This is a genomic window from Streptomyces sp. T028, assembly GCF_048159505.1.
Lineage (GTDB): Bacteria > Actinomycetota > Actinomycetes > Streptomycetales > Streptomycetaceae > Streptomyces.
The window spans coordinates 42283-63133 of record NZ_JBLRVZ010000028.1 but is presented as its reverse complement, the minus strand read 5'-3'; the positions used below and the strand labels follow the sequence as shown (position 1 = coordinate 63133).

The following is a 20851-nucleotide window of genomic DNA, read 5'->3' as shown; positions in this document are numbered from 1 at the left end:
CCCCCTCGGCTCAGTGGACTTCTCAGTGGACTTCTCAGTGGACTTCTCAGTGGATTGCTCAGTGGATTTCGCGGTGGATTCGCGGTGGATTTCGCGGTGGGCTTCTCGGCTCAGCGCACGTCGGCGGTGACGACGTCCAGCAGTTCCGCCGCCGACTCGGTCAGGTACATGTGGCCGCCGGACAGCTCCACGGACCGGAAGTCGGCGCCCGCGACCTTCGCCCAGGCAGCCGCCTCCTCGCGGCTGACGAGTTCGTCGTGGCTGCCGCGCAGCACGGTGAGCGCGGCGGGCAGCGCCAGGTCGGTGGACGGCGTGTAGGTCTCGTGCATCTCGACGTCGGCGCGGAGCGTCGGCAGGATCAGCTCGCGCATCTCCGGGTCGTCGAGGGCCTCGTGGGTGTACCCGGCGAACTCGTTGACCTGGGCGAGGAATGCGTCGTCGGGCAGGCCGGTGGCCCGGCGGACGCGTTGTTCGGCGGGTTGCGGGGAGCCGCTGACGAAGAGGCGGACGAGTTCGGGGCCACCGGGTTCCGCCACGAGGCGGTGGGCGAGTTCGTAGGCGAGGACGGCGCCCAGGCTGTGCCCGAACAGGGCGATCCGGCGCGGCAGCTCCGGGTCGGCGTCGAGGGCGGCGCGCAGTTCGCCGTGGAGCCCCTCGGTCGCCGTACGGGTGTCGGTGTACGGGTCCTCGTCGATACGGCGTTCACGGCCGGGGAGCTGGAGCGGCAGGATCGTCAGGCGGTCGCCCGCGACGCGCTGCCAGGGGCGGAAGAAGGAGGCGCCCGCGCCCGCGAAGGGCAGGCAGACCAGGGTCGTACGAAGGGTCATCGGTTCGTCTCCTCCGTGTCGGCGGCCAGCCGGGCCGTGTAGCGCACCGGCAGTTTCTTCAGGCCCCGGCTGGTGGAGTTGTCGAAGACCCACTCCAGCTCGTCGTGCGGGACGGCGAGTTCGAGGCCGGGCAGGCGGCGCAGCAGGGTCGGGAAGGCGACCGAGCCCTCGACGCGGGAGAGGGGGGCGCCGACACAGAAGTGGGCGCCGTGGCCGAAGGCGAAGTGGCGGTTGTTGGCGCGGGTGATGTCGAGGCGGTCGGGGTCCTCGAAGGCCTCGGGGTCGCGGTTGGCGGAGTCCATGAGGATGTGGACGAAGCCCTCGCGGGGTACGGGGCAGCCGCCGAGTTCCATGTCCTCGGTGGCCACGCGCAGGGTGCCGCGGTAGACGGGCGGCTCGAAGCGGAGGAACTCCTCGACCGCCGACTCGACCAGCTCGGGCTCGGCGCGCAGGAGTTCGAGCTGGTCGGGGAAGCGGAACAGGGCCTGGAAGCCGTTGCCGATGAGGTTGGCGGTGGTCTTGTGGCCGGCGATGATCAGCAGGACGAGGGTGGAGACGAGCTCGTCGTTGGTGAAGACGTCCTCCTCGTCGGCGGCGCGCAGCAGGATGGAGACCAGGTCGTCGCCGAGGCCCTCGGCGCGGCGCCGGTCGAGCAGCCCGACCAGGTACCGCTCGATGCTGTCGCTCGCGACCTTCAGCTGCCGGTTCGACTCCTCGTCCGCGAAGGGCGCGCCGCTCAGCCAGTGGCCCCAGGCGTGCAGATCGGGGCGGTCCTCGATGGGGACGCCGAGGAATTCGCAGATGACCCGCATCGGCAGGGTGAACGCGAACTCCATCAGGTCGATCTCGCCCGACTCGGGGAACGCGTCGATGAGCTCGTCGGTGATCTCCTGGATGCGGGGGCGCAGCAGGGCCATCCGGCGCGGTACGAAAGCACGGCTGACCAGGCGGCGCAGCCGGGTGTGCTCGGGCGCGTCCGCGGTGATCATGTTGCGGATGAGGACCGGGCTGCTGTCCTTGAGAAGGTCACGGAACCAGCCGGGCGCGTTGTCGACGGACTTGGACAGCCGGGGGTCGCCGAAGGCCTTGAGGGCGGTCTCGTACTCGGAGACCACGTAGGCGTCCCCGCCGGGCGGGTAGTTGATGGCGTGGACCGGGCAACCGGTCGCGCGCAGGCGGGCGTTGGCGGCGTGGGTGGCGCCGGGAGCGGGGTCGGGGTCGGTGAAGAACTCCGGGGGGAGGCGGTCGCCGCCGCCGGCCACGACGCCGACGAGCGCGGCGAGGGCGGGGCCGGAGACAGGGGGCGCGGGAGCTGGGGAGGCTGTGGGAGCCGGGGAGGCTGTGGGAGCCGGGGAGGCTGTGGGAGCCGGGGAGGTTGTGGGAGCCGGGGTGGTGTCGGCGGGCATCACGTCTCCTTGGAGGTCGGGGCACCGGACGCGTCCGCCGTGTCGGCGACGGCGTACTCCTCCGGCGGGGCGAGCTTGCGGATGCGGGGGCTGAGCGTGGGCAGGGCGGCCAGGCCCGAGACGATGCCCATGGCCGTGAAGACCGCGGTGGGTCCGGCCAGGTCGAAGAGGGCGCCGACGCCGAACACGCCGAGCGGCGCGGCCACCATCGACATGAACATCACGGCGCCCAGCACCCGGCCCTGGGTCCTGTCGGGCGCCATGGCCGCCAGGTAGGCGAGGAACAGGGCGCTGGTGATGGGCCCGCGCAGGAAGACGCAGGCGACGATGACGCCCAGCGGGACGAGCCCGGAGACGTTGGCGAGCAGCACGGCCGCGACCGGCCCGATCCAGGCGGCCGTCAGGAACAGCACCGGCGGCGGCACCCGCTTGATGACCGGGCTCGCGAGGAGCGAGCCGACCACCCCGCCGATGCCGGCGATGGACAGCAGCAGACCGGTGAAGGTGGAGGACGCGCCCCGGCTCTCGGCGGTGGCGATCAGCGCGAGGAAGACCCCCGTGTGGGTGAACGCCATGTTCGAGCCCATGATCCAGACGATCAGCAGCCGCAGGACGGGCTGCCGGGCCAGGAAACGGAACCCCTCGGCGGCGTTGCGCTTCTCGCCGGGCCCCGGGTTCTCCACCTTCAGCGGCTTGCGGATGAACAGCAGCAGCGCGGACGACACGAGGAACGACAGGGCCGCCGTGAGGAACGGGAAGGCGCGCGCGACGGCGAACAGCGACCCGCCGGCCGGGGGCCCGCCCATGGTGGCCGCGAAGTAGCGGACCTGGTTCTGCGCGGTGGCCTGGGTCAGCTGCGAGGGCGGCACCAGTTGCTTGATGACGGCGAGACCGGTCGGGTTGGAGACGCCGAGACAGGCCGCCGAGCCGACGGCCACGGCAAGGATGACGGCGGGGTGGGTGTGTCCGGTGGAGACGAGCAGCGCCAGCAGCCCGAGCAGCACGACCCGCACCATGTTGCAGACGATCAGCAGCATCCGCCGGTCGACCCGGTCGGCGAGGGTGCCACCGGGGATCGACATCAGGCTCGCGGTGACCAGCTGCGCGGAGCCGACGGCACCGGCGTAGAACGCGGAGCCGCCGGTGGCGAGGATCAGCAGCGGGTAGGCGACCTCGGCGGTCTCCTTGGCCAGCGCGGCGAACGCCTCACTGGTCCACAGCGCCTGGAAGTCGGCGTTGCGCAGCAGGGGTTTCGGTTCCTGCGGCCGGGCCTGCGCCTCGTCCTGGGTGATCGCGTCAGCCATGGTCACTCCGTTTCTCGTCCAGCACCGCGAGGAGCCTGGCCGCCAGGGGTCCGGCGTGGGGCTCGGCGAGCATCGACCAGTGGTCGCCGGGGACCGGCTCCACCCGCAGCCCGCCGCCGTACAGCCCGGCCAGCCGGGTCCGCAGGTGCTCGGGGCCGCCCGGCGCGAGGCCCTCGGCCGCCTTGAAGAGGACGGCGCGGCAGGGCAGCGGGCGCGGACGGTGGCGCAGCAGGGCCGTCTGCCGGGCCGTGAACCGCCGCCGCAGCTCCGGCTCCCCGCGCAGCCGCCGGCCGAGCGGGCCGACGCCGAGCGCCGCCTCGGCCCGGTGCCGCAGGCCGGCGCGCAGGAAGTCGGGGGCGAGGGCGACGGGAAGTCCGGCCGTGTCGGGCACGAACCCGTCCAGGCACAGCAGGACGTCGACGCGCTCGCCGCGCCGGATCAGCAGCCGGGCCAGCTCATGGGCGACGACGGCTCCGTACGACCAGCCGCCGAGCGTGTAGGGCCCCTCGGGCCGGACCCGCAGCAGTGCCGTGAGGTGGGCCGCGGCGAGGGCGCCGACCGTGCGCGGGGTGCCGCGGGGGTCGTCGGCGTCCTCCAGACCGAGCACCGGCCGGGCGCAGCCGGCGGCGGCGAGGGAGGTGGCGAGGGCGCGGTACGGGAGGGCGTTGCCGACGGCGTCGCTGACGAGGAACAGGGGGCGTTCTGCGGGCCGCCCCTCGGCGAGGGTGGCGACACCGGGCACCGAAGGCACCTCGGCGGCGGCCCCACCGGCGACGGCCGCCACGAGGTGCCCGAAGGTGGGCCGGCGGGAGAAGTCGGTGACGGACACGGTGGTGTGGCCGGTGCGTTCCCGGACGGCGGACATCAGGCCGACGGCCATGAGGGACTCACCGCCGAGTGCGAAGAAGTCGTCCTCGTCACGGGCTTCGGGGACGCCGAGGGTGCGGCACCAGATCTCCGCGAGGAGGGCGCGGAGGCCGTGGGAGGCGACCGGCGCGGAGGCTGGGGCGTGCGCCGGTGTGAGCGCGGGCGCTGAAGGGGGCACGAGGGCCGGTGCGGGCGCGGGCGTCGAGGTGGAACCGGGCGCCGATATGTGCGCCGGCGCGAGCGCCGGCATGCGCGCGGGCGCCGAGGCGGTCCCTGGCGCCGGTGCGTGCGCAGGCGCCGGTGCGTGCGCAGGCGCCGGCCCCGGCGTGCGTGCGGGCGCTGCGGGCGCTGCGGGCGCTGCGGTGGACCCTGGCGCCGAGGTGCGCGCGGGCGCCCCCGTCAGGTGCCGCTCCCCCCGGGGATCCTCCCCCTGGAACCGGTACCCGGGCAGCGACACCCGCTCCGCCCCCGGCCCGGCCGACTCCAGTACGTCCCCCAGCGCGCGGTCGGCGCCCAGTTCCCACAGGGTGCCGAGCGCCGACAGCAGCGCGTCCTCGGCGGGTTCGTCGGGACGCCCGGTCAGGCGTACGGCGGTGAAGGCGGCGGCGTCCCAGCCGGCGCTGCGGCGCAGCCCGCCGAGCATCGAGCTGCCGGGCCCGAGTTCGACGTACGTCGTGCAGCCGGAGGCGAGCAGGGTCTCCATGGCGCGGGCCAGCAGGACGGGGCTGCGGAGCTGGGCGGCCCAGTAGTCGGGCCGGGCCACCTGGTCCGGGTCGGCGCGGTCGCCGGTGGTGTTGGAGATCAAGGGCAGCCGGGGCGGGCGGGCGGGCACCGACGACAGGTGGGTCCGCACCGCCTCGGCTGCCGGTTCCATGGCCTTCGAGTGGAAGGCGCGCCGGGTGTGCACCGGCGTGACCGGCAGGCCCGCCAGCGCGGGGCCCGCCAGAAGGTCCGTCACGGCGGCCTCGGGACCGGACAGGACGACGGCGCCCGGACCCTCGACGGCGACGGTGACCCCTCCGCCGGCTCCATCAGCGGAAAGCCGGGCCGCGATCTCACGGGCGTCCCCGGTGACGCTCACCATGCGGCCGGGCGCGGTGGCCCACATGGCGCGGGCCCGGAGGTGCACCACGTCGGCGGCGTCCTGTGGGGACCAGACCCCGGCGAGGGATGCGGCCGCGTACTCGCCGACGCTGTTGCCGAGCAGGGCGGCGGGCCGTATGCCCCACTCCTTCAGCTGGGTGCCGAAGGCGTGCCCGAGGGCGAACAGGGCGAGCTGCTGGTGCACGGTGTCGGCGAACCAGTCCGGGGGCGTGTCGGCGTGCTCGTCGACGGCGGGCGTCAGATCGATGCCGTGGGCGTCGCGCACATGCTTGGCGATCACGTCGAAGGCGCCCCGGAAGCCGGGGAGCGCGCGGTGCGCGGCGGCACCGGCGGCGTGCCGGAGGGTGCCCTGGCCGGGCAGGACGAAGGCGACCCTGCCGAGCCTGCGCGGCTTGGCACCGGCCTCCCGCGCGGCCTCACGCCCGGCGACCGAGCGCAGCAGCCGGGCCGCCTGTTCCGCGTCGTACGCCACGACGGCCGCCCGGTGCTTGTGCACGCGCCGTCCGGCGAGGGTGCGGGAGACCTGGGCGACGGTCGGCGTCCCCGGGTCCGGTTCCGGTGCCGGTGCCGGGCCGAGCCGGTCGGCGAGCGCCCCCGCCAGCTCCCCGAGGGCGTGCGGTGCCGCCGCCGAGACCAGCAGCGGGCGCGGGCCCGGGCGGTCCGGGAGCGGGGCCCGGCGAGGGGCGGACGTGAGGACGACATGGGCGTTGGTGCCGCCCACGCCGAAGGAGCTGACGGCGGCGACCCGGGCCCCGTCCCCCCGGCGCGGTTCCCACGGCTCGGCCCGGTCCACGATCCGGAACGGCGAACCGTCCAGCTCCAGCAGCGGGTTGGGCCGGGTGTAGTGGGCGGTGGGCATCAGCCGGCCGTGCTCCAGCATCAGCGCGGTCTTGATCAGCCCGGCGACCCCGGAGGCGGCGCCGGTGTGCCCGATGTGGCCCTTCACGGCGCCGAGCGCGCACCGCGCACGGCCCGGTACGGGAGTGCCGAAGACGTCGGCGAGGGCCTGCACCTCCACCGGGTCGCCGAGCCGGGTCGCGGTGCCGTGCGCCTCGACGTAGTCGATGTCGGCCGGGTCCACACCGGCCACGGTCTGCGCGGCCCGGATCACCTCGCTCTGCCCGGCCGGGGAGGGCGCGGTGAACGCCATCTTGTCGGAGCCGTCGTTGTTGACGGCGCTGCCGGTGATCACGGCGGCGATCCGGTCGCCGTCGCGCACCGCGTCCGCGAGCCGCTTGAGCACCACCACGGCGACGCCCTCGCCGGGCACGGTGCCCGCCGCCTGCTCGTCGAAGGGCCGGCAGCGCCCGTCGGGCGAGAGGATGCCGCCGGGCTCGTACAGATAACCCCACTCGCCGTCGGGCATCACGGTGACGCCCCCGGCGAGCGCCGCGTCGCACTCGCCGCCGACGAGGGCGCGCACGGCGAGATGGGTGGCGGTGAGGGAGGTGGAGCAGGCGGTCTGCACGGTGAGCGCGGGGCCGCGCAGACCGAGTTTGTAGGCGGCCCGGGTGGCGAGGAAGTCCTTCTCCCGGCCGATGTAGCGGGCGAGTTCGCCCAGGTCGGGGTCGAGGTGGTCGCCCACGCGGTCGGCACCGGCGTACACCCCGATCCGACCCCGGAAGCGCGTCGGGTCGAGTCCGGCGTCGTCGAACGCGGTGACCGCGCACTCCAGGAACACCCGCTGCTGCGGGTCGGTCGCGGCGGCCTCGGCGCGGCTGTAGGAGAAGTAAGCGTGGTCGAACCGGCGGGATCCGTCGATCACGCCCATCGCGGGCACGAAGTTCTCCCGGCGGACGTACGACGGGTCGGCGCCCCGCGCGATCAGCTCGTCCGGCGTGGGGCGGCTGATGCCGTCGGCCCCGGTGCCGAGCAGCGCCCAGTACCGTTCCACGTCCGAGGCTCCGGGCAGCCGGCAGGCCATGCCCACCACCGCCACCGCGCCCTGATCCGCGCTCGGCACGCTCACACCCCCAGCTCGACGTAAAGGTGGTCGAGGCCCACGTACGACAGGTTCGGGCCCCACTCCGGGGACTTCGCGGCGAGCCGCGCGTCCGGGAAGCGGGCGGCGAAGCGGCGCAGCAGCACGGCCGCCTCCAGCCGGGCCAGGGGCGCGCCCACGCAGTAGTGCGGGCCGAACCCGAAGATGAGGTGCTGGTCCCCGGTGACCGGGCAGGCGCTGCCGCCCGCCCCGTCCAGCAGCCCCTCCCCCGTGAGGCTCACCAGCACCAGGTCGCCCTCGCGCATCGACTCCCCGGCGAGCTCCTGGTCGTACGCCACGACCCGGCCCAGATGCCGCAGCGGCGGGCGGCGTCGGAGCACGCGCTCGACGAACTCCTCCGCCGCGCCGGGCTGCCCCGCCCGCACCGCGTCCCACACGACCGGCTCGCCGAGGACGTCCATGACGGTGGAGGCGAGCAGCGAGGAGGTGGTCTCCAGGCCGCCGAAGAGGTTCATCGCCCAGGTGGCGGTGGTGCGCGCCCGGTCCTCGGGGGTCTCCTGCGGGAAGGACCTGGGTGCGTCGGCGCGGGAGAGCGCCTCGGTCATCTCCACCATCGTGCGATGCGCCTCGGCGGCGTGGTCCTTGCGGTACATGGCGCCGATGAACAGCGACAGCGTGCGCGCCCAGCGGTGCAGGGTCCCGGGCGGTTCGGCGACGCCGACGACGTGCGCCATCACCTTCCCGGAGATCCCGTCGGCGACGGCCGGGACGACGTCGTACGGCGGGCTCGCGGCCAGCGCGTCCAGGCACTCCTCGGTGATCTCCTCGACGCGCGGGGCGAGGGAGCGGACGTAGGAGGCGGACATCACGCGCTGCACGGGGCGGCGCAGCGCGGTGTGCTCGGGGGCGTCGGTCTGCACGAACCACAGCCGCAGGAACTCGGTGAGTTCGCGGTACTCCTCGCGAGCGGCCTCGGTCATGTACAGCTGGAAGGAGCGCTCGAACGTCCCGGATGTGAAGCCGGGGTGGTTGAGGACCTGCCGGGCGAGCCGCGGATCGGCGACCACCCAGCATTCGAGACCCTCGTCCCACACGAGCGGGGGTGTGGCGTTCACGCGCCGCCGGCCTCCTTCTCGACGAGCGCCCGCAGGCCCGCCGGGGTCGGCGAGAGCAGGAAGTCGCGGAGCCGGACGGTCGTGCCGAGGTGCTCCTTGACCTTGCGCATGAGGCGTACGGCGCCGAGGGAGTTGCCGCCCACCATGAAGAAGTCGGTGTCGGCGTCGATGGCCCCGGCCTCGGCGTTCTCCGTCACTTCGGCGAACAGCCCGGCGATCCGAGCGGTCAGGGCGGTCGGGGCGGCGTCCGGGTCGGCGGCGGCCCGCGAGGCCTGTCCGGCGGGGACGGCGGAGGCGGCGAGGGCGCGCCGGTCGACCTTGCCGTTCGCGGTGACCGGGATGCCGTCCACGATCGTCCACAGGGTGGGGACCATGTACGCGGGCAGCTTGCGCTGGAGCAGGGAGCGCAGGTCGGTGGCGGCGAGCGCGGCGCCCGCCACCGGGACCACCGCGGCGACCAGCCGCTTGTCGGCGCTGTCCCCCTCGGTGACCAGCACGACGGCGTCCTGCACGGCGGGGTGGCCGGTCAGCGCGTCGGCGATGGCGCTCAGCTCGACCCGGTAGCCGCGCAGTTTGACCTGGTCGTCGGCGCGCCCGAGGAAGCACAGCCGGCCGCGCGAGTCGAGGCGTACGACGTCTCCGGTGCGGTAGAGCCGCTCGGGCACGTCGGGCGAGAACTCCCCGAAGGAGCGGGCCGTCTCGTCCGGGTCGCCGAGGTAGCCGTCGGCGAGGCCCGCGCCGGCCGCGTACAGCTCGCCGACCGCGCCGGGCGGCAGCAGCCTGCGGCGGGCGTCGAGGACGTACACGCGCGTGCCGGGCACGGGCCGGCCGATGGGCAGCGGGCCGTCGACCTCGTCGGGCGAGGAGACCGAGTGGGTGGTGGTGAAGGTGGTGTTCTCGGTGGGGCCGTAGCCGTTGGTGACGACGAGACCGGGGTGACGGGTGAGGACCCGTGCGGTGTGCTCGTGCGGGACGACGTCACCGCCGGTCAGCAGCTGCCCGAGTCCGCCGAGCGAGTCCGGGGCGAACTCCTCCACGAGCCGGAAGAGGCCCGCGGTCAGCCAGGCGACGGTGATCTCCCGCTCCCGCAGGAACGCGCCCAGTTCGGTGGGGGAGGCGAGGCCGGCCGGGTGCACCTCCAGGGCGGTACCGGTGAGCAGCGCGCCCCACACCTCGAGGGTCGACGCGTCGAAGGCGAGCGGCGACAGCCGCAGCATCCGCTCACCCGGACCGAGCCGTACGAACCCGGCCTCGTGCACCAGCCGGATCACGGCCCGGTGCGGCACGGCGACGCCCTTGGGCTCCCCGGTGGAACCGGAGGTGAAGGCGACGTAGGCGAGGCGGGAGGGGTCCTCGGGGGCGTGGTCTTCGGGGAACTCGGCGGCCGACTCCACAACCCCGAGCGCCGACTCCGGAGCGGCGGGCGATGGCGCGGGCGCCGGAGCGGCGGGCGCGGGCGCGTCCGGCGTGGCAGGCGCGGGCTCCCCCGTGGGCTCCCACACCGCCACCGGCTCCGCGCCGAGCCCCCGGAAGCGGCCGGCGGCCTCCCCGCCGGCCGGGCCGGTCGGCACGGGCGCGTCGAGCGCGGGCGCCGGAGCGCCGGCCGCGGCGGGTGCGGGCGCTCCAGGCGCGAGCGCGGGCGCCGGAGCGCCGGGCGCGGGCATGTCGGCCGCGGGCGCGGCGAGCGCGGGCGCGTCCGGCGTGGCAGGCGCGGGCTCCCCCGTGGGCTCCCACACCGCCACCGGCTCCGCGCCGAGCCCCCGGAAGCGGACGGCGGCCTCCCCGCCGGCCGTGCCGGTCGGCACGGGCGCGTCGAGCGCGGGCGCGGGCGCCGGAGCGCCGACCGCGGCGGGTGCGGGCTCCCACGTGGGGTCCCACACCGCCACCGGCTCGGGGCCGAGGTTCCGGAAGCGGGCGGCCGTCTCGCTGTCGGGCGGGCCGACGAGCGCGGCGGACGGTTCGGCGCGGGCCACGATCCTCGCCAAGTGGGCGTCGGTGGCGCTCTGTTCGACACCCACATAGGCGGCGCCCGCCCACAGCACGCCCAGCACGGCGACCGCCTCGGCGACCGAGCGCTCGACGCCGACCAGCACCCGGTCCCCGGGGCGGACCCCGGCGGCGCGCAGCAGCCGCGCCTGTTCCCGGGCCGCGTCGGCGAGTTGGGCGTAGGTGAGGGTCGTGAAGGCGTCGCGTACGGCGACGGCGTCCGGGGTGCGGGCGGCGGCCGCGCGGAACAGCGCGTCGAGGGAGGTGTCGGGGAACTCGGTGCGGGTGTCGTTGAGTTCGGCGAGCCGGGCCCGGCCCTCGGCGGAGACGCAGCGCACGTCCTCCAGACGGGCCGCGTCCCCGGTGGCGAGTTCCTCGACGCCGGCCAGGAAGTCGGCGACGAAGGCGCGGGCCTCGGCCTCGGTCCACACGGCGGTGGCGTACTCGACATGGCCCGCGTAGGCGGGGTCGGAGTGCCCGATGAGCAGGGTCAGGTCGAACTGGGAGCCGCCGCCGTGCCCTTCCTCGACGCGCAGACGGGCGGTGCCCGCGTCGAGGGTCGGCGGCACCAGCTGGTCGTGCATGCCGAAGCAGACCTGGACCAGGGGATGGCAGCCGAGGCTGCGTTCGACGCCGAGCCGGGCGACCAGTTCCTCGAAGGGCAGGTCGCCCGCGTCGATGCTGTGTCCGAGCGAGGTGTGCACGGAGCGCAGGTAGTCGGCGGGGCTCGCGTCGTCGTCGAGGTCGACGCGGACGGGTACGAGGTTGCCCGCGACGGCGATCAGCCGCTCCAGCTCGCTGCCCTGCCGGCCGAGCAGCGGCACGCCGACGAGCAGGCTGCGGGTGCCGGTGCGGCGGCCGAGGGCGAGGCCGAAGGCGCCGAGCAGGAAGGCGTACGGAGTGACGCCAAGCGTGCGGGCCCGGTCGGTGACGGCGGCGGACAGGGCGGGCCCGAGGTCGAGACCGGTGCGTTCGCCGGAGGCGTCCTGAAGGGCGGGGCGCTGCCGGTCGGCGGGGAGTTCGAGGGTGGTGGGCGCGCCGTCGAGGTGGCCCTTCCAGAACTCGGCCTGTGTGTCCCACACACCACGGACACGCAGGGCTTCCTGACGGCTCGTCAGCACATCTACGGAAGGCGCCTGTTCGGCATCCGGCTCCGGCCCGGTACCGATGCCGGCGCCGGTGCCGGTGCCGGTGCCGGTGAGCGCGGCGTGCCGGTCGAACAGTTCGCGCAGCAGCAGCCCGACCGCCCAGCCGTCGAGGACCATGTGGTGCGCGGCCAGCACGACCGCGTCCCCGCCCTCGGGGTGCGAGAAGTGCAGCAGCCGCCACGCGGGCGCCGCCGACAGGTCGAACGGACGGCGGCCCTGCTCGGCCCCCTCGCGGCGCACGAACGCGGGGAACTCCTCGGCCGGCCCCTCGTGCGCGATCTCCGTCAGCTGCGGGGTGTGCGCGGCCAGCACCTCTCGTACGACGTCGTCCTCGCCGTCGCCCGCGCTCTCCCGGAAGACCGTGCGCAGGCCCTCGTGGCGGGCGGCGGTCTCGGCGAGAGCCTTGGCGAGGGCGCCGCGGTCGATCCGGCCGCCGTCCTCGGCGTGGGCGGTGAAGACGAGGTTGTACGGCGAGCCGCCGGCCACCCGCTCGATGAGCCACATGCCGCGCTGGGCGGGCGAGAGGGCGCCGTCGTCGGCGTGGTGCGTGGTTCCGTCGGCCGTCTCGGTGGTCCCAGCCGTCTCAGCCGTCTCAGCCGTCCCATCCGTCCCAGCGGTCCCGGTGGGTTGTTCGACCCGCGCCCCGGCGAGCACCTCGGCGAGCGGGCGCCCGCCGAGGAGGTCGAGCACGGGGATGCGCAGGCCGAGCCGCTCCTGGGCCTGAGCGGCCAGGCGCATGGCCCGCAGCGAGTCACCGCCGAGGGAGAGGAACGTCTCCGTGGCGAAGCTCGCCGGGTCCACCCCGCCGCCGAGGGCGGAGACGGCCAGCGCTTCGCGGGTCGGCGCCATCAGAGGGCCTCGGCGGGCTTGGCGAGGAGGTCGGCCTGGCCGCTGACGGTGGCGGAGCGGAACAGGTCGATGGTGCGCAGGGTGCGCCCGGAGGCCTGGCTGAGGCGCTCCACCAGGACCACGAGGAGCAGCGAGTCGCCGCCGGACTCGAAGAAGCTGACGTCGTCGTCGAGGTCGTCCGCGGCGGCGGTGTCCTCGACGCCGAGGACCTCGCGCCAGACGGACCGCACGAGGTCGAGCCGCTCCTCGGGGTCGTCCAGGTCGATGGTCCGGGCGGGCTGTTCCAGCACAGGTTCCTCCGGTGAGGTGGCAAGGTCCGCGGCGCCGCGCCGCAGTTCCGTCAGGAAGGCGGACACGGCGGAGCGGTCGGTGACGTCGGTCGGGTGGTCGAGGGAGAGCTCCAGCTGCCGGCCTTCGGCGGTGTCCGCGATCCGGACGAACGCCGCGAGGTCGTACTTGACGTAGAGGGGGTCGAGCGGGCGCAGCCGGCCGGTGACGCCGGGAGCGAGCACGGGGGTGTGGGGTGCGTCGTCGAGGTTGAGCAGGACCGGGGTGAGGGGCGGCCAGATGCGGGTGCGGTCGGGGTTGAGCCGTGCGGCGAGCGCGTCCAGTGGCACGTCGGCGTCCATGAACGCCTCCATGGCGGCGACGCGGGCGTTGCCCAGCAGTTCCCGCCAGCTGGTGTCCGGCTCCAGGGAGACGCGGAGCACCACGGTGGTGATGAACATGCCGATGACGTCCCCGGCGTCCGGGTGGTCGCGGCCCGGCCAGGCGAAGGCGATCAGGAAGTCGCGCTGTCCGCTGCCGCGGGCCAGGGTGCCGGCGAGCAGGGCGACGCCGAGCATGAACGTCGTACAGCCCTCTTCGGCGGCGGCCGCCAGGGCCTTCGCGGTGCGGTCGGCGTCGAGGCGGGTGGTGACGGTGGCGCCGAGCCGGGCGGCCTCCAGGTCGTCGCCAGTACCGCGTTCGAAGGGCAGGGGTACGTCGACGGGGGCGCCCTTGAGCCGTTCGACGACCTCGTCGACCTGGGCGGCGATCTCCTCGGGCGGGCGCTCGGCGACGACCGAGGCGGGGTGCGGCGGGTCGCTCAGTTCGGGGGCGGTGCCGGCGAGCCGGGCCCGGTAGACGGTGAAGATCTCCTCCAGGAGCATCGTGCGCGACAGTCCGTCGACCACGATGTGGTGGGAGACGAGGACCAGCAGGGTGCGCCGGGCGTCGAGCCGTACGACGACGGCCCGGGCGGGCGCGTCGACGGCGAGGTCGAACGGGGTGCTGCACAGCGTCCGTACGTAGGCGTCGACCTCGGCGCCGGTGAGCCCCTCGGCCTCGGCGTCGCGCAGGAGGGCCTCGCCCGGCTCGCCGTCGGTGCTGTACTCGACCCGGCGCCGCCCGAGGTCGAAGCGGAAACGGGCCCGTAGGGACGGATGGCGGGCGATGGTGAGCCGGGTGGCCTCGACGAGGTATCCGTGGTCCACGTCGCCGGTGAACTCCACGACGGACGGGACGAGTTGGGTGGGTCGCTGCAGTTCGTCGCGGTCGAGGACCCACAGGCCCTGCTGCATACGGGTGGCCGGGTACCAAACGGACATCACGAGAGATTCCCCCGAAACTCATGTGAACAATGGAACCGCTTACTGATGGCGAATAACACGCGGTAAAACGGTGCGCGAACAAATGGAAAGCAAAAAGGCGTTTCCATCAAGGCACGACGGCGAGCGCCGGTGAATGGCTGAATTACCGTAGGCGGGCCAGGATGAACATGTCAAGGCTTTCCTTGTCGGGCATGTTTCCCGGCGTGTCGCACCCCATCAGACCTGGCGATCGAGGCAGGTGCGCCAGTTTTTGGCCAGATGGCGCAAAATCAATTCAAGCCTGAACGTGTCCAATTCATTGCGCTCTCGCGAACACCGTCAACAGATCGTCAAATAATTAAGCTTCAGTCCACACCTGTCGTGTAGGTTGTCCGGCGGCATCCTCACCGGACGAAAGGACGACCCCTTGAAAGTCCATGACGCCGCCATACCCGACGCAGCGATTTCCGGATGCCCCGTGCACCAGGGGGCGACGGCCGATCTCGTCGACCCCTGGCTGTACGGCGGAGGCGACGCGCACGCCGTATGGCGGTGGATGAGGGACCGGGAGACCCTGACCCGCCAGGAGGTCGACGACACGCGCGGGTTCTGGAACATCGTCGGGTTCCACGACGCCGAACGCGTCCTGCGCGACACCGAGACCTTCACCTCGGAGCGCGGCACCATGCTCGATCTGCTCGGCACCGACGACCCGGCCGGCGGCAAACAGCTCGCCGTCACCGATCCGCCGCGCCACACCGAGATGCAGACCCGGCTGAAGAAAGCCCTTGCCGTGAAGGCCGTCGAGCGGCAGAAGGACATGATCAGACCCCTGGTCGTGGATCTGATCGCCCCGCTCGCCGACGGCGGCACCTTCGACTTCGCCGAGGCCATGCTGGCCATGCCGATGTCCGTGACCGGCACCATGATGGGCCTGCCCGAGGCGGACTGGCCCTGGCTCAGCCGGCTGACGACGATCTGTATCGCCGCCGACGACCCCGAGTACCAGGACCCGGGTGGCAAGGCCGCCACTCTGGAGCGCGCCCACCGCGATCTGTTCGCCTACTTCCAGGACCTGATGCGCTTCCGCCGCCAGAACCTCGGCGACGACCTGCTCAGCGTGCTGATCTCCACCGAGTTCGAGGGCCGCCACATGGACCCCGGCGAGATCGTCGCGAACTGCTACAGCCTGCTGCTCGGCGCGAACGTCACCACCCCGCACTCCCCCAACTACGTGATGGCGGAGTTCATCGACAAGGGCGTCCTCCAGGACTGGGCCGCGCACCCCGAGCTCACCACCTCCGCCACCGAGGAGGCGCTGCGCTGGGCCTCGCCCGTCAACCACTTCCTGCGGTACGCCACCCGGGACGTCGAGGTCAGGAACACCAAGGTCAGCGCGGGTGACGCGGTGGTCGTCTGGCTCGGCTCCGCCAACCGCGACGACACCGTCTTCCCCGACGCGGCGACCTTCGACATCCGCCGCAGGCCCAACAAGCACATCGCCTTCGGCATCGGCCCGCACTACTGCATCGGGCACAGCGTCGCCCGGGTCACCCTGCGCATCCTCTTCGAGGAACTCCTCACCCGCTTCGAGGACTTCCAGCCGGCCGGCAAACCCGAACGCCTCGCCTCCAACTTCGTCTCCGGCTGGAAGCACGTACCGATCACCGCCCGGGTCCGGACGGGCACGGGCCGGGCGGGGTGAGCGGTGTGACCGTGAGCGCGCCCGCCACGCCCTGGCTACGGCGGTTCCACCCCGCGGCGACGGGCGCCGTACGGCTGTTCGTGTTCCCGCACGCCGGTGGCAACGCCTCCTTCTTCCACCCGTTCTCGGCGCGGCTCGCACCGCGCGCCGAGGTGCTGGTCGTGCAGTATCCGGGGCGCCAGGAGCGGTACAACGAGCCCTGCGTCGAGGATCTGCACGAGCTGGCCGACACCGTCGCCGCCGAGCTCACCGGGTGGGCCGAGGAGCCGTTCGCCCTGTTCGGACACAGCATGGGCGCCACGCTCGCGTTCGAGGTGGGCAGCCGGCTGCGCGCCGCCGGGGCCCGTCCGAGCGCCCTGTTCGTGTCCGGGCGGCGCGCGCCCTCGATCCCCGCGCCCGGCTCGGTGCACCTGGCGAGCGACGAGAAGCTGATCGCCGACATGAGGCTCCTGGGCGGCACGGACAGCCGGATGCTGGAGAACCCCGAGCTGCTCGCGGCGATCCTGCCCGCGGTACGCAGCGACTACGTCGCCACGGAGACGTACCGTTACCGGGGCGCGCCCCCGCTGGACTGCCCCGTCACCGCGTTCATCGGGGACGTCGATCCGCGCGTGGACGCCCCCATGGCCCGGGCCTGGGCCACCCATACCACCGACGCGTTCGCCCTCCACGAGTTCGGCGGCGGCCACTTCTTTCTGGTGCCGCATCTCGACGCCGTCGTGGAGACCGTCGCGCACACTCTCTCCGGCGGCCGGAAAGCGTTTACTCGGAATTCATGATTCCGTCCGCCGTCGAGAAGTTTCATCGCCGAAGAGTTTCGTCGCACCCGAATCCCCGAAGAGGACTCTCATGAAATACCGCGTCATCGGCAGCGATCCGGCCACCCGCCGTGAGGTGAGCGTCCTGAGCCTCGGCTCCATGCTCTTCGGTACGGTCACCGACGAAGCGACCTCCTTCGCCGTTCTCGACCGTTTCGTCGAGGCGGGCGGCACCTTCATCGACACGTCCAACAACTATGCCTTCTGGGTCCACGGCACCCAGGGCGGCGAAAGCGAGGAACTGCTCGGCCGCTGGATCCGCAGCCGGGGCGTCGGCGACGAGATCACCATCGCCACGAAACTCGGCGCCCGCCCGAACGCCCCGTCGAGCGGTTTCAGCCTCGACGTCGAGGGACTTTCGGCCAAAACCATCCGGGAATCCGCCGAGCGCAGCAGGGAGCGCCTCGGTATCGAGCGCATCCACCTGCTGTACGCGCACATCATGGACGAGAAGACCCCCCTGGAGGAGACCGTCCAGGGCTTCGGCGAGGTCGTCGCCGACGGCGTCGCCGGTCTGCTCGGCGCCAGCAACCACTGGGCCTGGCGGATCGAGGCCGCCCGCAACCTCGCCAGGGCGGCCGGCCTGCCCGGCTACGAGGTCCTCCAGCACCACCACAGCTACCTCCGCCAGCGCGCCGACATCCCGAGCCTGCGCTCGCCCGACGGCAACCAGGGCCTGGTCAGCGCCGACCTGCTCAGCTACGTCCGGGCCAACCCCTCCCTCACCCAGGTCGCCTACTCCCCGCTGCTGTCCGGGGCGTACGTCCGCGACGACAAGCCGCTCGGCCCGGGCTTCGAGCACGCCGGCACCCAGCCGCGCCTCCGGGCGGTGCGCGAGGTGGCGGAGGAGACCGGCGCGAGCGTCAACCAGGTCGTCCTGTCCTGGCTGATCGGCGGCGACATCCCGATCCTGCCGCTGGTCGGCGCCTCCTCGGTCGACCAGCTGAACGACAGCCTGGCGGCGGTCGACCTGGACCTCACGGCGGAGCAGCGGGCGAAGCTGGACGGCGTGAACTGAGACCGTCCCCTTCCGCGTCGGTGCATCCCTCCCGATTGACGGCTGTCGTCAATCGGGAGCCGGGTTGTCAGTGGCGGGGTGCACCATGAGGGCATGAGCGTCCGCATCGACATCACGGGGCTGCGGCCGGAGCGGGTCGCCGTCGTGCCCTCGCCCCTGGCCGAACTCGGCATGGCCCTGCACGCGCTCTCCGAGCCCGGCCACCACCCCGGTCTGCAGGGCTGGGTCACCGGCGTCACCGCCCGCCTGGACCCGTATCTGGCCGACCGGATGTGCGAGGCCGACTTCCTGTGGCGGACGACGTTCTCCGACCTCTTCCTGCCGTACGCCGGACTCCCGGGCCGCGACGCCCTGCCCGGCGCCACGCTCGCCGAGGAACTGGACCTCCTCGACAAGCTGACGGACGAACAGTTCGTCAACGCGGCGACGGAGTTCATGTGCACCCCCGGGTACGACGCGCCGGGCCTCGACGTCCTCGCCGACCCGGCCCAGCACCGCCGCGCCCTGGACCTGGCCGCCTCCCGCGGCCCCCGGCAGGTGCACTTCACCCGACGGCTGCTCGACGACCCGCCCGCGGTGCGCGCCTGGCTGCGGCAGTTCCTCCAGGACTGCGAGGAGGCGTTCTTCGCCGACGTCTGGGCCCGGGTCAGCCACCCGCTCGCCGCCGACGCCCGCCACAAGACGGACCTGCTGCGCCGCAAGGGCCTGGCGGAGGCGCTCACCTCGATGTCCTCCGCCGTGTCGCTGGACGAGGGCGCCGCGCTGATCTCCGTGGACAAGATGGCCCACGGCCGCACCACCACGGCGGACGGCGGGCTCCTCCTCATCCCGACGAGCCTCGGCTGGCCGCACCTGATGGTTCTGCACCGGTACGGCTGGCAGCCGGTCCTGCACTACCCGGTCGGCTCCCCCGAGCTCGCCTCGCCGCCCTCGGTGGAGCAGCTGACGCTGCGCATCACCGCGCTCTCCCACCCCGTCCGGATGCGGATCTGCCGGCTGCTGGCCCGCAGCGCCTACACCACGAGCGAGACAGCCCAGTCCCTGGGCATGACGGCACCCGAGATATCCCGCCACCTCGGCGTCCTCAAGAAGGCCTCCCTCATCACCACCCGCCGCCGCGGCCGGTACGTCCTGCACCAGCTGGACGTGACGGTGGTGGCCCGGCTGGGCAGCGACTTCCTGGAGGGGCTCCTGCGCTGACCGGGCAGGCGGGCGATCTCGGCGTGCGTCAGCCGTGTCCGCCGGCCCGCACCAGCCCCGTCTCGTAGGCCAGCACCACCACCTGCACCCGGTCCCGCAGTCCCAGCTTGGTCAGGATGCGGCCGACGTGGGTCTTCACGGTGGCCTCGGACAGCACCAGCCGGGCCGCGATCTCCCCGTTGGACAGCCCCTGCGCGACCAGCACCATCACCTCGCGCTCCCGGTCGGTGAGCCGCTCCAGCTCCTTGTGCTGCGGCTCCTTGCCGACGCTGGGCAGCATCGGCGCGAACCGGTCGAGCAGACGGCGGGTGGTGGAGGGCGCGACCACCGCGTCCCCGCTGTGCACGGAGCGGATCGCGGCGAGCAGCTCCCCGGGCGGCACGTCCTTCAGCATGAAGCCGGACGCGCCCGCCTTCAGCCCGGAGAACGCGTACTCGTCGAGGTCGAAGGTGGTCAGGATCAGCACCTTCGGCGCATCGGGCTCCGCGCAGATCCGCCGGGTCGCCTCCACCCCGTCCAGCTTCGGCATGCGGACGTCCATCAGGACGACGTCGACGGCCATGGAGCGCACCACCTGGAGGGCCTCGACGCCGTCGCCCGCCTCCGCCACGACCTCCATGTCCGGCTGGGCGGCGAGCACCATCCGGAACCCGGTGCGCAGCAGCACCTGGTCGTCGACGAGCATCACGCGGATCGTCATCGGGTCCTCTTCCGTTTTCCGTGGATCGGGTCTCTGTGCGTGGGGGGGGTGACAGGTGTCGACGAGGGGCGTGCGTCGGCGTCAATGCGCCGGTTTGAGCGGGAGCAGGGCGCTGATGCGGAATCCTCCGCCCGGACGCGGGCCCGCGTCCAGCGTGCCGCCGACCATGCCGACCCGCTCCCGCATGCCGATCAGGCCATGGCCCTGTCCGTCGACACCGCCCTCCTCGTACAGCTCGTGCGGGGCGCCCGTGCCGTCGTCCTCGACGAGCAGGCCGAGACCGTCGTCGAAGTAGACCAGCCGTACGCTCGCGCCCGCGTTCGGCCCGCCGTGCTTGCGCGTGTTCGTCAGCGCCTCCTGCACGATCCGGTACGCGGTGAGCTCCACGCCGCTGGGCAGCGGCCGTGGAGTGCCCTCGATCTTGAAGTCGACCGGCAGGCCCGAGCCGCGGCACTGCTCGACGAGGTCCTCGATCTGCTCCACGTCCGGCTGCGGAACGTACTCGCCGCCCTCCTGGTGCTCCCCGGTGCGCAGCACACCCAGCAGGCGGCGCATCTCGGCGAGGGCCTGGCGGCCGGTGGAGGAGATCGTCTCCAGTGCCTTCTTCGCCTGGTCGGGCGCTGCGTCGAGGACGTACGCGGCGCCGTCGGCCTGCACCACCATCACCGACACGTTGTGCGCGACGACGTCGTGCAGCTCCCGCGCGATCCGGGCGCGCTCGGCGGCGACCGCGACCTTGGCCTGCGCCTCGCGCTCCTTCTCCAGCCGGGCGTTGCGTTCCTCCAGCTCCGCGAAGTAGGCGCGCCGGGTGCGTATCGAGTCGCCGAGCACCCAGGCCAGGGCGAACGGCACGGTCTGGAAGACGATGACCGCGGCCTGGCCCGGCACGCTCGCGTTCTCGTGCGGCCAGCGCAGCTGCGCCAGGGGAGCCGCGCTCAGGGCCATGACCAGGGCGAGCCGGGAGGACCAGCGGGCGCCGCTGGCGGCGACGGTGTACACGATCACCAGCAGGGCGAAGTCGGCGGCCGTGACCCCGACGTTCAGCACCAGCTGGGCCAGGCCCAGCGCCGCGGCCAGCACCAGCATCTTCTCGGGCATGAGCCGACGCAGCGCGATGACCAGGCACAGGAGGAGGACGACCGGCACGAGCAGCGCCACGGAGTCGGTGCCGCCCCGGTCCTGACCCGCGGTTCCGGCAGCCGCGGTGATCCCGAACAGGACGACGGCCCAGAAGCCGTCCACCCCGGTCGGGTGTCTGCGGAGGAAGTCATAGACGCGCTGCACGTAACCC

13 protein-coding genes are annotated in these 20851 nt (G+C 73.4%); 4 read left to right on the top strand and 9 right to left on the bottom strand.

Going from position 1 to position 20851, the window contains the following annotated elements; all coding sequences use genetic code 11:
- Nucleotides 1-110: 110 nt before the first annotated feature.
- Genes ACLZN2_RS26500 through ACLZN2_RS26470 form a run of 7 tightly spaced genes read right to left on the bottom strand, consistent with a single transcriptional unit; the run spans nt 111 to nt 14137 of the window.
- Complete coding sequence (locus ACLZN2_RS26500) at nt 111-827, bottom strand: thioesterase II family protein (RefSeq protein WP_416981586.1); 717 nt, start codon at nt 825-827, stop codon at nt 111-113.
- Nucleotides 824-2233: a cytochrome P450 family protein gene (locus tag ACLZN2_RS26495; protein WP_416981585.1), complete on the bottom strand. Its 1410-nt coding sequence runs from the start codon at nt 2231-2233 to the stop codon at nt 824-826. The genes ACLZN2_RS26500 and ACLZN2_RS26495 overlap by 4 nt, the downstream gene beginning before the upstream one ends.
- On the bottom strand, nt 2233-3537 hold the full coding sequence (locus tag ACLZN2_RS26490; protein WP_416981584.1) for an MFS transporter: 1305 nt from the start codon (nt 3535-3537) through the stop codon (nt 2233-2235). The genes ACLZN2_RS26495 and ACLZN2_RS26490 overlap by 1 nt, the downstream gene beginning before the upstream one ends.
- Complete coding sequence (locus ACLZN2_RS26485; protein WP_416981583.1) at nt 3530-7471, bottom strand: type I polyketide synthase; 3942 nt, start codon at nt 7469-7471, stop codon at nt 3530-3532. The genes ACLZN2_RS26490 and ACLZN2_RS26485 overlap by 8 nt, the downstream gene beginning before the upstream one ends.
- A gap of 2 nt (nt 7472-7473) precedes the next feature.
- Nucleotides 7474-8565 (bottom strand): cytochrome P450, encoded by a 1092-nt coding sequence (locus ACLZN2_RS26480; protein ID WP_416981582.1) that lies wholly within the window; start codon nt 8563-8565, stop codon nt 7474-7476.
- Nucleotides 8562-12548 (bottom strand): AMP-binding protein, encoded by a 3987-nt coding sequence (locus ACLZN2_RS26475; RefSeq protein ID WP_416981581.1) that lies wholly within the window; start codon nt 12546-12548, stop codon nt 8562-8564. The genes ACLZN2_RS26480 and ACLZN2_RS26475 overlap by 4 nt, the downstream gene beginning before the upstream one ends.
- On the bottom strand, nt 12548-14137 hold the full coding sequence (locus ACLZN2_RS26470; RefSeq protein ID WP_416981580.1) for a condensation domain-containing protein: 1590 nt from the start codon (nt 14135-14137) through the stop codon (nt 12548-12550). Before ACLZN2_RS26470 ends, ACLZN2_RS26475 begins: the two co-directional genes overlap by 1 nt.
- Nucleotides 14138-14546: 409 nt before the next feature.
- Between ACLZN2_RS26470 and ACLZN2_RS26465 the strand changes: the two genes are divergently transcribed.
- The 4 genes from ACLZN2_RS26465 (at nt 14547) to ACLZN2_RS26450 (ending at nt 18860) form a co-directional block, all read left to right on the top strand.
- The gene (locus tag ACLZN2_RS26465) at nt 14547-15824 is read left to right on the top strand and encodes a cytochrome P450 (RefSeq protein WP_416981578.1); all 1278 of its coding nucleotides are present in this window, start codon (nt 14547-14549) and stop codon (nt 15822-15824) included.
- An 11-nt stretch (nt 15825-15835) separates the two neighbouring features.
- Nucleotides 15836-16603 carry a thioesterase II family protein gene (locus tag ACLZN2_RS26460; RefSeq protein ID WP_416981576.1) on the top strand — a complete coding sequence of 256 codons (768 nt, stop codon included), beginning with the start codon at nt 15836-15838 and terminating at the stop codon, nt 16601-16603.
- A gap of 70 nt (nt 16604-16673) precedes the next feature.
- The gene (locus ACLZN2_RS26455) at nt 16674-17660 is read left to right on the top strand and encodes an aldo/keto reductase (protein WP_416981574.1); all 987 of its coding nucleotides are present in this window, start codon (nt 16674-16676) and stop codon (nt 17658-17660) included.
- Between the two features lie 93 nt (nt 17661-17753).
- Nucleotides 17754-18860 carry a DUF5937 family protein gene (locus ACLZN2_RS26450; RefSeq protein WP_416981573.1) on the top strand — a complete coding sequence of 369 codons (1107 nt, stop codon included), beginning with the start codon at nt 17754-17756 and terminating at the stop codon, nt 18858-18860.
- Nucleotides 18861-18888: 28 nt separating this feature from the next.
- Here the strand turns inward: ACLZN2_RS26450 and ACLZN2_RS26445 are convergent, their stop codons facing one another.
- Complete coding sequence (locus ACLZN2_RS26445; RefSeq protein ID WP_416981571.1) at nt 18889-19560, bottom strand: response regulator; 672 nt, start codon at nt 19558-19560, stop codon at nt 18889-18891.
- Between the two features lie 81 nt (nt 19561-19641).
- Nucleotides 19642-20844 carry a sensor histidine kinase gene (locus tag ACLZN2_RS26440; protein WP_416981569.1) on the bottom strand — a complete coding sequence of 401 codons (1203 nt, stop codon included), beginning with the start codon at nt 20842-20844 and terminating at the stop codon, nt 19642-19644.
- Nucleotides 20845-20851 lie beyond the last annotated feature (7 nt).

Bases quoted from the DNA above. Each gene is read 5' to 3' on its own strand.
- ACLZN2_RS26500 (WP_416981586.1), bottom strand. From the start codon at position 827: ATGACCCTTCGTACGACCCTGGTCTGCCTGCCCTTCGCGGGCGCGGGC.
- ACLZN2_RS26495 (WP_416981585.1), bottom strand. From the start codon at position 2,233: ATGCCCGCCGACACCACCCCGGCTCCCACAACCTCCCCGGCTCCCACA.
- ACLZN2_RS26490 (WP_416981584.1), bottom strand. From the start codon at position 3,537: ATGGCTGACGCGATCACCCAGGACGAGGCGCAGGCCCGGCCGCAGGAA.
- ACLZN2_RS26475 (WP_416981581.1), bottom strand. From the start codon at position 12,548: ATGGCGCCGACCCGCGAAGCGCTGGCCGTCTCCGCCCTCGGCGGCGGG.
- ACLZN2_RS26470 (WP_416981580.1), bottom strand. From the start codon at position 14,137: ATGTCCGTTTGGTACCCGGCCACCCGTATGCAGCAGGGCCTGTGGGTC.
- ACLZN2_RS26455 (WP_416981574.1), top strand. From the start codon at position 16,674: ATGAAATACCGCGTCATCGGCAGCGATCCGGCCACCCGCCGTGAGGTG.
- ACLZN2_RS26450 (WP_416981573.1), top strand. From the start codon at position 17,754: ATGAGCGTCCGCATCGACATCACGGGGCTGCGGCCGGAGCGGGTCGCC.
- ACLZN2_RS26445 (WP_416981571.1), bottom strand. From the start codon at position 19,560: ATGACGATCCGCGTGATGCTCGTCGACGACCAGGTGCTGCTGCGCACC.